At 26.8% G+C, this 10,614-nt stretch carries 9 protein-coding genes; 8 read left to right on the plus strand and 1 reads right to left on the minus strand.

Going from position 1 to position 10,614, the window contains the following annotated elements:
• Positions 1–112: 112 nt before the first annotated feature.
• A complete protein-coding gene (locus HN894_15540; GenBank protein MBT7144735.1) occupies positions 113–748 on the minus strand; it encodes a pentapeptide repeat-containing protein in 636 nt (211 codons plus the stop codon).
• Between the two features lie 181 nt (positions 749–929).
• Here HN894_15540 and HN894_15545 point away from each other — a divergent pair, with 181 nt between their 5' ends.
• The 8 genes from HN894_15545 to HN894_15580 form a co-directional block, all read left to right on the plus strand.
• On the plus strand, positions 930–1,505 hold the full coding sequence (locus tag HN894_15545; GenBank protein MBT7144736.1) for a sigma-70 family RNA polymerase sigma factor: 576 nt from the start codon (positions 930–932) through the stop codon (positions 1,503–1,505).
• 19 nt (positions 1,506–1,524) lie between these two features.
• Positions 1,525–2,202, plus strand: coding sequence for a hypothetical protein (locus HN894_15550; protein ID MBT7144737.1), 678 nt, complete (start codon positions 1,525–1,527; stop codon positions 2,200–2,202).
• A 15-nt stretch (positions 2,203–2,217) separates the two neighbouring features.
• The gene (locus tag HN894_15555; GenBank protein ID MBT7144738.1) at positions 2,218–3,846 is read left to right on the plus strand and encodes a hypothetical protein; all 1,629 of its coding nucleotides are present in this window, start codon (positions 2,218–2,220) and stop codon (positions 3,844–3,846) included.
• A 30-nt stretch (positions 3,847–3,876) separates the two neighbouring features.
• Entirely contained in the window at positions 3,877–4,548 is a 672-nt protein-coding gene (locus tag HN894_15560; GenBank protein ID MBT7144739.1) for a hypothetical protein, read from the plus strand.
• Positions 4,549–4,613: 65 nt separating this feature from the next.
• Positions 4,614–5,930, plus strand: a complete 1,317-nt coding sequence (locus HN894_15565; GenBank protein ID MBT7144740.1) for a hypothetical protein — start codon at positions 4,614–4,616, stop codon at positions 5,928–5,930.
• 6 nt (positions 5,931–5,936) lie between these two features.
• Positions 5,937–6,602, plus strand: a complete 666-nt coding sequence (locus HN894_15570; GenBank protein ID MBT7144741.1) for a hypothetical protein — start codon at positions 5,937–5,939, stop codon at positions 6,600–6,602.
• Between the two features lie 51 nt (positions 6,603–6,653).
• Positions 6,654–8,279 (plus strand): thioredoxin fold domain-containing protein, encoded by a 1,626-nt coding sequence (locus tag HN894_15575; protein ID MBT7144742.1) that lies wholly within the window; start codon positions 6,654–6,656, stop codon positions 8,277–8,279.
• Positions 8,280–8,391: 112 nt separating this feature from the next.
• On the plus strand, positions 8,392–10,614 hold a 2,223-nt coding region (locus HN894_15580; GenBank protein MBT7144743.1), incomplete at its 3' end, for a hypothetical protein.

Genomic DNA, 10,614 nt, shown 5'->3' on the forward strand with positions numbered 1-10,614 from the left:
TAAATATAGCATTTTTTTCATTTTCAGAAATAGTATCAAAAATTTGTTAATAACCACACAGAAATTGTTAATAACATTTGAGTTTCAAAAATAAATCAAAAATCCGAAAAATTCATTCTATCTTTGATACTGAGTAGTTACTCCAAAAGAAAACGAAAAATCCAATTGTATATAACAAAATAGAAAGTTTATCATATCCATAACCCCACCAATATTTCTGAAATAAATTAACTATTTTATACATACCACCCTTTTCGATATAATAAAGCTCTTTATACTCCTTATCTAATTTTTCATAACTTCTGATATAACCATTCTTTTTAAAATTATTTAATAATTGTTCGTAAACATTTGCTTGCAATTCAAATGGAATATTATCTTTTTTTGGAAAATAAAGCTTGAACATTTCATATCGAAGCTTGATTTTGCTGATATCTGTACCATATATATTTATTTTACAAATTGAATCCACTTTTTTTGCTTTTGAAAAATCAACCTCTTCGGTGATTTTTACATTTGAAAAATCTAATATGTCTGGCATTGTTGAATTTGAGAATATAATTTTTGAAAACTTTGAATTACTAAAATCTGCTTTTTTTGAAAATCTGCAATTTTGAAAACTAACTACAGAATTAAATTTTGCATTACTAAAGTCTGCATAATAAAATGTATTATCTGCAAAATAAACTAAGCTATCAAAAGTTCCAGAAAGTATTATTGAATTGACGTCTGAACGGTTAATAATAATTTCTTCTAAAAAACTATTATAAGAATATAAACTAGGTTATTAATCGCTTTTTTTTGCATTTTATAGAGCTTATTGAAAGTTTCTACAAAGATATAAAAAATTCAGATATTCTAATAAAACTCCAATAGTTTTTCTATTTTTGTGCAATACTTTCAAAAAAAATGTAACACAATTGCAACAAATGGTACTATCTATTAGAAAGTCGAAAAAAAAAGACTTAAAAGAAAAAAGGATTATTGAAAAAATGTATAAAGAAAACAGAAAAAACATAAATACTTTAGTAAGGAGTTTTCATAATGTCATTTTAAATCCGGAAGATATTTTTCATGATGGACTAATAATTCTTTTAATGAGTATTCGAGAAAACAAAATTAAAGATATTAACAAGATAAACTTTTTTTTCTATGGAGTATGCAAAAATATTTGTTTAAAACAGTTACGACAGACAAAAGAAATACTGAAAGAAAATAATTTTGAAATGATAATGGAAGAACAATTAGACAAAGAGGAACTTTATTGTAAATTACTTGAATATAAAAACCAACTAAATCCCGAAGAACAAAGAATAATTGATATAAGATTTGGCTTGAACAATTTACCTGAAAATAAAAAAACGAATAATATAAAATATAAGGAGATTGCAAAAAAACTTGGAATTACTGTTGAAAATGCCAGAGTGAAATATAAAAGAGCCAAAGAAAAATTGATAAAAATAATTAAAACAGATCCGGATAATGAAATATTAATTATTAATTAATCTAAATGAATAACAAATTATGGAACTCAAAATAGAATATAAGAATAAAATCGTTGGAGATTTCAATTATTTAATGGAAAAAACTATTGAATACGAGAAAACAAAAATTCAGGTAGCTGATGTTATTAAATACTATAAACGAAAACGAATGTATAAAATTTACATTCCATCTGTTGCCGCTTCTATAATAATAATATTTAGTTTGTATTTTAGTTTCATAAACCAAAAAACTGAACCACAAATTGCAGATATTCAGCAAATTGAAATAAACAAAAAATCAAATACTACAAATAATAATGAGAATATTTCACAAGCAAAAAAAACAAATAAATCGAAAGTTATAGAAAAGGAAAATTTTGCTAACTTATCGAAAGCTAAAAATAAAGAATCACTTTCTGAACCGCAACTACTAAAAAGAGAAGTAAAAGCAAATTTTAATCGTTTCGAGGAAATTGAAATAATTGAACCAATAAACAATCAGAAATTCCACAAATCAGATAGTTTGATTTTGAAATGGAAAACAGAAAAAACAAGTTCAGGAATAGTAAAAATATATGATAACAATAAAAAACTTGTTTACCACGCTAAGGTTGATTTAAACAAAAAACAACATTTTGTAGAAAAAAAATTAAAATCTTGTAACTATTTCTGGCAAATTAGCACATGTAATATGCGGGGCCGTTTTATTGTTGAATAATAAAAAAAAAAGATTATGAAATATTTGAATTATAGTTTGTTGATAATAGCAATTACAATATTGAGTTTTGGAAACACTGTTGCTCAAGTTGACAGTTCGCAAAGCGAATTTGAAAAATATAAACAAGAAATTCAAAATGAATTTGAAGATTTTTCGAAAAAATCACAACAAGAGTTTGAAGCATTCAAATCAGAAAACGATTCCTTATTTTTAGAATACTTAGAAAATTCGTGGAGAGAATTCAAATTGTATAGAAGCGAACGAATAGTAAAACCAAAACCAGATTTGCCTCCAAAAGTTTCTGAAAATGAAAATCAAAAAGAAGAAAAACCTGAAAATGAATTACCAAAAGATAGTATTATTGATATAATTGAAGACACAATCCAAATTGAAAACAAAGAAAATAATGAACAGACTAAAGCAGATAGTTTTGAAATTGATGAAAAGAAATTAGAAGAAATGACGGAAGAAACTATTTCCACAGAAGAAGAAATAATTGAAGAAAATCCAATAGATACCTTATTTAATAACTCACTAGAAGATATTCAGGAAAAACCTACAGAAAATGAAATTAAAGAATTTATCAGATATTTTGGTTTAGAAATTCCAATATTTTATTCGAAAAATGAGGTTCGGAATAACGAAACCATTTCGCAAGAGTATATAAACAATTATTTCGATTTTGCTTCATCTAATCAAAAACTGTGCGAAACATCAATTAGCTTGAAACAAACGGCTGATAGCTTAGACCTTAACGACTGGGCTTTTATTGTACTCTTAAAAAAAGCATCGGAGAAATTTTTCGATAATTCTGCACAACAACGCCTTTTTGTGTGGTTTGCAATGCTGAAGAACAATTTTGATGTAAAAATAGGATTTAGTAATCAAAAAGTATTTCTGCTTTGCCACTCTCAAGAGAAAATGTATAGCACAAATTATTACGAATTTGAAAACAAAAAATACTATATTGTTCCTTTTGGAGATAAAATAACTGAATTTCCAACAATAATTTCTCACGAAGCAAGCTACCCAACAACAACAAAAAATGTTTCGTTTCGATTAGATAAACTTCCAATATTAGGAAATAAAACTATTACACGTACATTACAGTTTCGTGATAACCCTTTTGATGTGCAATTCAACCAAAATTTGATAGATTTTTATAGCACTTATCCTGCGGTAGAACTTTCGGTTTATTTTTCGAGCCCGCTATCAAAACTTACTATAAACACTTTTGATGAGTCGTTTAAAAAATATTTGTCGAACAAAACAGAAGCCGAAAAAGTTGATATACTGTTAGAGTTCATGCACTATTCTATTGATTATAAAAAAGACGACAAACAATTTGGCTACGAAAAATGGATGTTTGCCGACGAATGTTTGTATTTTCCCTATGCCGATTGCGAAGACCGTAGCGTTTTGTTTGCGCAACTCGTAAAAAACTATACAAATTTTGATATTGTAGGATTAGATTATATAGACCATATAGCTACTGCAATTAATTTAAGCAATAAAACTGGAGATTTTGTTCTCTTGTACGAAAAAAAATATTACATATGCGACCCTACTTACATAGGTGCAAAAACCGGAATGATAATGATTGAATATAAAAATATGACACCTAAAGTCATTAATTTTAATTAAATATTTATTAACAAATTAAATTTAGAAATCATGAAAAGTAGAAATTTGAATTATTTTAGTGTTTTAATAGTTGCAACTATGTTGATTACAACTAATGTTTTTTCACAAGGGAGATCAAGTAAGACAATTGAAACCATAACCTATAACTCGTGTGGAGAAGAAGCAGAAGCTGAACCAATTCCTTGTTTTATGCAGGATTTGAATTGTCTTAGAAAAAGCGAAATTAAAAAGTATGCAAAGCATATGCAAATAAAAACTAAAGAGTTTAGCTATAACAACTGTGTGGCTGTATCAAGTAAATTGACCGGTAATAATCTTGCAGAAAAAACTGCAACATTTGAAGATGCAAGAAAAAACGCATGGGTAAATGCACGAAAACATGCTTTTGACACCTATATTGATCAATTTGTTGTGCAGGCAAACGAAGGTGGTAGCACTGTAATTGATAAAAAAAGTTTTACCGAATCATTTTATAATCTTATGACAAAAGATGTAAATGGAGTTTCGCCTCTAACAGTACTTAAACAAATTCCGATATTTGACAAATGCCCCGAAGAAAAAGGATACCATTGTTATATGCTGGTTTATTTAAGAAAAGATGAATTGGATAGAAGAATGAAATCTTTAACCAAAATTCAAAATGAGAATCCAAATATGAAATTTGAATTTTGGTATAAAAAGTGGTTGGAGAAACAAGGTTAAACTGAATTTGTTTGTATATTTGTACCGAAGCAATTAATGCTTCGGTACTTATAACTTAATTTGCCATGAGAAAAATAATTTTTACAATTTTACTAATCTATTTATTTAGTCTTACAGTTTTTTCACAAAAAAAACACAAAATAGATGCAACTTATAATTCTGCAGAAGACGAAATTCCTATGCCAGATTGGTTTAAATTACTAAATAATATTTCTGAAAAGGATAAAAGAAAATTCAAAAAGTATTTATCAGATGGTGAATTTTATTATGATAATTGTTTTCGTGCGTCTAGTACAAATGATAGTAATGAAATAAATCATTGGCCAACACCTGAAGGTGCTCGAAAACAAGCATTTGAAAATGCCAGATATGATTGTTACCTGAAAAATTTTGCTAAAATATCAATAACTGCTACATCTGGTGGTAGTACCCAGGTAGATACAAAATCTTTACATAATTCTTTCTATCAACTTAAAAGTAAAGGAATTAATGAAATAATACCACTTTCTGAATTAATAACCTATTATGTACAAGATAGAAATCCAAAAAGAAAAGGTTATCATTGTTATATGTTAGCGTATTTCACACCGAAGAAAGTAAATTTGGCAGTAGATTCTTTGAATAATCTTATAAAAGAATTTAGAAAAGATAGTAAACAGTTAACAAAAGAAAATATTGATTTACAAAAAATTGCTGATGAAGTATCCAAATTAAAAGAAAACAACTATATTTTATTGAAAGAGAATGAGCAACAGTATTCAGAAATAGAAAATATAAAAAAAGAAAATGCAAGATTGCAAAAAATTAATAATGAAGATAGCCAAATAGAAGATAATAATTACACTTTATTGGAAGAAAGTAATGAACTCTATAAAGAAATTGAAAGTTTAAAAAAAACTATTGACAGTTTGAAATTAAGTTTTGAAAAAAATAAAAAAAATAAAGATCAAATGTCTGATAGAATTAATAAACTCGAAAATATTATTGATTCTTTTGAAATTGTATCTAAAACTCAAAAGACAAATTTGGATGTAAGTTTATCTCATAAAATTGATTCCTTGCAAGAAATAATAAAATATAGTCAATTTGGAATTGATATGAATATCTATCTATCTCAAATTATTAATTCTAATAATAACAAAAAGGAATTACTTAATAAAAGTCAAGAAAATTATAAAATAGTTTATAAATACTACAAAAAAACAAACAATTGTGTATTTGCTTATTTTTTAAAAGATTTTTATATAAAAATGATTGAATTATATGAGAAAAAGATAGCAAATGAATATAATATAACAGAAAAAGAAAAATATCAATCATTCATTAATAATTCAAAAAGAGAAATTGAAATAATCAATAATAAATGTAAACCTAAAAATTAACAAATTATGAAAAAGATAATATATTTAATAAGTATTTTTATTTCAATTAGCATTATTTGTAAATCACAAGTTATTTGTGATGATACAAATTGCATTGCAATTGGTCTTACTGATGATCTTATTAAAGAACCGGATAAAATAATAAGAAAGTCAAAACATAAATTTGATGAGTTAAAAAAGTATAATAAAAAATTTGAAGTGGACTGTGAATGGCCTACTTTTTATATATTTAATAAACATGGAGAAAAATACTTATCACATGCTGAAGCAGTAGGTACGGCAGTGGAAATCAAAAATCATTCTAATACTATTCAGGCTAAATTTATTCCTATTACGTGGCGAGGAGAAGAGCAATTGGTAGTTAATGATTTTAATGGTGATGCTATTTTTATGGATATGGATTTTAAACATTATATTATTAAAAAGCAATTTTGGTGCAAAGGTTTACCATTTGAACCAACAAGATATCATAAATGCAAATATTGTGATGAAACATATAAAACTCAAAAATTTAAAAACGAATTTGATGAAAAAAATTCGATTGAAAATTTTGTTATAAATGGCAGGAATTGTCAATCTAGCAAAAATGACAATCATAATGATATGAAATTATATAATGTTGAAGATTGTGATTGCATTGATGGAATATTTGTTGAAGATAATTCGAAATAATTATTTTTTACACTGTATAAACTAATAAGAAATTAAATAATGAAAAATATTATGAAAACAAAATATTTAATCCTTTTTCTCTTTATACTAAACAATAATTTTAGTTATGCAGATATTGAGTATATTCCAATTTATGATAAAGTGATTGATTTTTCCTCATATGCACAAAAAGGGAAAATTTCTCTTTTTGTAATCTCAAACCATTGGTGTGCCCCTTGTGATCGCATGAAAGAAGATTTAAGAAATGCTAATTATGATATGAAGAAGGTCGATTTATTCTTTTTAATGATGTCAAAAGATGCAAAAGATAAAAAATATAAAAATAGAAATTCAACTAAACAATGGGGTTATATGGAAGGTGTAACAATGTTTCCGACCTCCTTTCTTTATGGACCATCTACAAATCAAATTTATAGATATACAGGTTATAAATTTGAAAAAATTGATGCAGATATAAAATTGTTATTAAAAAATATGAAGACTTATTATTATGAAGAAGTAACTTATTCATTAACTGAAACTTCAGATTTTGGTTCTGAAGAGATGGAAATACTTAGGGAAAGAAATTTAGAACTTGAAGATATTATTTCACAAAATGAGGATTCAAACACAAATTACGAGGACATTAATAACCTCAAAAAACGAATTTCAGAACTTGAGGATAAAATAGAGAAATTAAATAATTCTAATGAAATTGATGACATTAACAAAACTCTTGTTGAAATTCAGACTAAATTAGAAACACCAATCCCTACATATCAACTTCCTCCTGATTACAAAAGCTTTTCACAACGAATTGATTCACATGATTTATTATTAAAACAACTTGATGATAGTTTAACAAATTATATTAATAAAAAGTTGTTTTACTCTTCAAATAAAACAAACAATGATCAAATATACGGCAGTATTAAAACTAATTCTAAAAACATCTCTGTTATAGAAGAAATAATTGATTCAATCCCAACAGATTATAATAAAGCTTATGCCAAACTCTGTCCAAAATACTCAAAACCAATAAATGCCTCACAGACTTTTAAGAATAATTTTATAAAATCCCATGATTTTGGATTAGATTTTTTGGTTTGCCATAAAAATTATAATTGGGGAATTGGTATGAATTATAGAATATTATCACATAATTATTATTTCGGACTTGACAATTTTTCCTTGCAAAAAGAAGACGAAAAAAACTATTTATGCTATTCTGATTCTTTGACAAATATTCAAAACTCAATGAATTATCTTTATATAAATGGAATATTTGAGTATTTAGTAATTGATAATTTAAAATTTGGGGTAGAACTATCATATTTGCCATTTTTTGATATGATATATCAAAAAAAACAAATTGAAGCAACAAATGCAGTATCTGATAACATCTTAAAGGGAAAAGTGAATAATAATATAGAAATGTTCAATTCAGACCTTAATAATATTTCAAAAACCTACGATTTATTAAACAAGTTCAATTGTAGTATTTACGCAAAGGCAACATTCAAAAAAATTGATATTTTTGCGAAATACCAGTTTACTAATACTTTTAAGAAAAATGAATTATTTGATATCTCAGATAACAATGTAAATTTTACAACTTTTTCAGTAGGTGTTGCATATAATTTTTCATTTATCAAAGATTTTAGTTCAGAGAAACCAAAAACTACTGATACTAATTAGAAATAGTTTTGTTTTTTACGAATCTTCATTTTCCAACTTTGACAAAGTTGAAAACTTTGTCAAAGTTCATACTGCATACAACTGTAATTATTCACTTTAAAATCTAATAATTATGAAAAATATTTATCCTTTTATTATTATTTTTTTATTATCATTTTTGATACAAAATAGTGCAAATTCTCAAATACAAATAACATCTTTGGGCACAACAAGCTGCGAAGGAGATCCTGTAGAATTACAAATTGATAATCCGGGCAATTTCACAGATAGTTCTTACCAGTGGCAAATCGGAATTGTTAGTACAGATACTACCTTTGAATATTTAAATAGCTCAGATATAATTTATTATGCAAACATAAGTGGTTATTATAGAGTTCTTTTGCTTGACAGTTCAAATACCATTATTGATAGTTCAAATATTATTGGTCTTACTTTTTATCCTGTTTACACAATAAATGTTGATATTGAAATTTGCGATGGGGAAAGTTATTTTGTTGGCGGAGCAGAACAATCAGTTACAGGAATTTATACCGATGTTCTTCAAACAGTTGATGGCTGTGATTCAACAATCACTACAAATTTATTTGTAGATTCAGCTTACACAACAAATATTGATGTAGCAATTTGCGATGGCGAAAGCTATTTTGTAGGAGGAGCAGATCAATCAATATCAGGAATATACACAGATGTACTTCAAACAGTTGATGGATGTGATTCAACAATAATAACTGATTTAATTGTAAATACAGTTTTCACAACAAATCTTGATGTAGAAATTTGTGAAGGCGAAACATATTTTGTAGGCGGCACAACTCAAACAGTTTCAGGAATTTACACAGATTTACTCCAAACAATTGATGGCTGTGATTCTACAATAATCACGAATTTAATTGTAAATTCAGCCTTCACAACAAATATTAATGTTGAAATCTGTGAAGGCGAAAGTTATTTTGTAGGAGGAGCAGATCAAACAACTTCAGGAATATATACAGATATTCTGCAATCAGTTGAAGGTTGCGATTCTACAATAATTACAAATTTAATTGTAAATCAGGTTTATACTACAAATCTCAATGTAGCAATTTGTGATGGTGAAACGTATTTTGTGGGTGGCGCAGATCAAATAGTTGCTGGGGTTTACAATGATACTTTGCAAACTATTGATGGCTGTGATTCAACAATTATTACAAATTTGACAGTAAATCCTGTTAATACAACAAATATTAATGCTGAAATTTGCGAAGGAGAAACTTATTTTGTTGCTGGAGCATATCAAACGATTTCCGGAGTTTACAATGACACTTTACAAACTGTTGAAGGCTGTGATTCAACAATAATTACAAATTTAACAGTAAATCCTGTTTATACAACTAATATTAATGTTGAAATTTGCGAAGGAGAAACTTACTTTGTTGCTGGAGCATATCAAACGATTTCCGGAGTTTACAATGACATTTTACAAACTGTTGAAGGCTGTGATTCAACAATAATTACAAATTTAACAGTAAATCCTGTTTATACAACTAATATTAATGTTGAAATTTGCGAAGGAGAAACTTATTTTGTTGGAGGAGCCGACCAATCAGATACTGGAGCTTACGAGGATGTTTTAACAACTGTTAAAGGCTGTGATTCAATAATTGTAACTAACCTATATGTAAACAGCCTACCTTTATTAGATTTAGGAAATGACACAATTGAAATATGTATAAATGAATCTATAACTTTAAACCCAGATACAAATATTGTATTTAGCGATTATTTATGGTCTGACAATTCAGTAAATAATAATCTTATTGTTAATGATGCAGGAACATATAGTGTAACTGTAACAGATGTAAATGGTTGTATAAATAGTGACTCAATTGAAATTATTCTCCCTGAATTAGATTTAGGATTTTCCAATTTTATTTGTTTTGGAGATTCTTATACATTAAATGCTGGAAATAATGGTGCTACATATTTGTGGAATACAAATGAGGTATCTCAAGAAATTGAGATAACAACTCCAGGCTTGTATTCGGTTACGGTTACCGATTCATCTAATTGTATAATTACGGATGATTTTATGTTATTTTACTACTCGACTAATTATGCAGATTTAGGACCGGATATTAATATTTGCAAAGGCGAAGAACTAATTTTAAATCCCGGCGCCTTTGATAGTTATCTTTGGTCAATCGGTGAAACAACACAATCCATTTTAGTATATACTTCTGGAAATTATGGAATTACTGTAATTGATGCAAATGGTTGCGAAAGTTCCGATGCTATTTTTGTAACTGTTGATGATTTGCCAATTGTTGATTTAGGTTCAGATGTTTCAATTTGTGAA

Source organism: Bacteroidota bacterium (genome assembly GCA_018692315.1).
Lineage (GTDB): Bacteria > Bacteroidota > Bacteroidia > Bacteroidales > JABHKC01 > JABHKC01.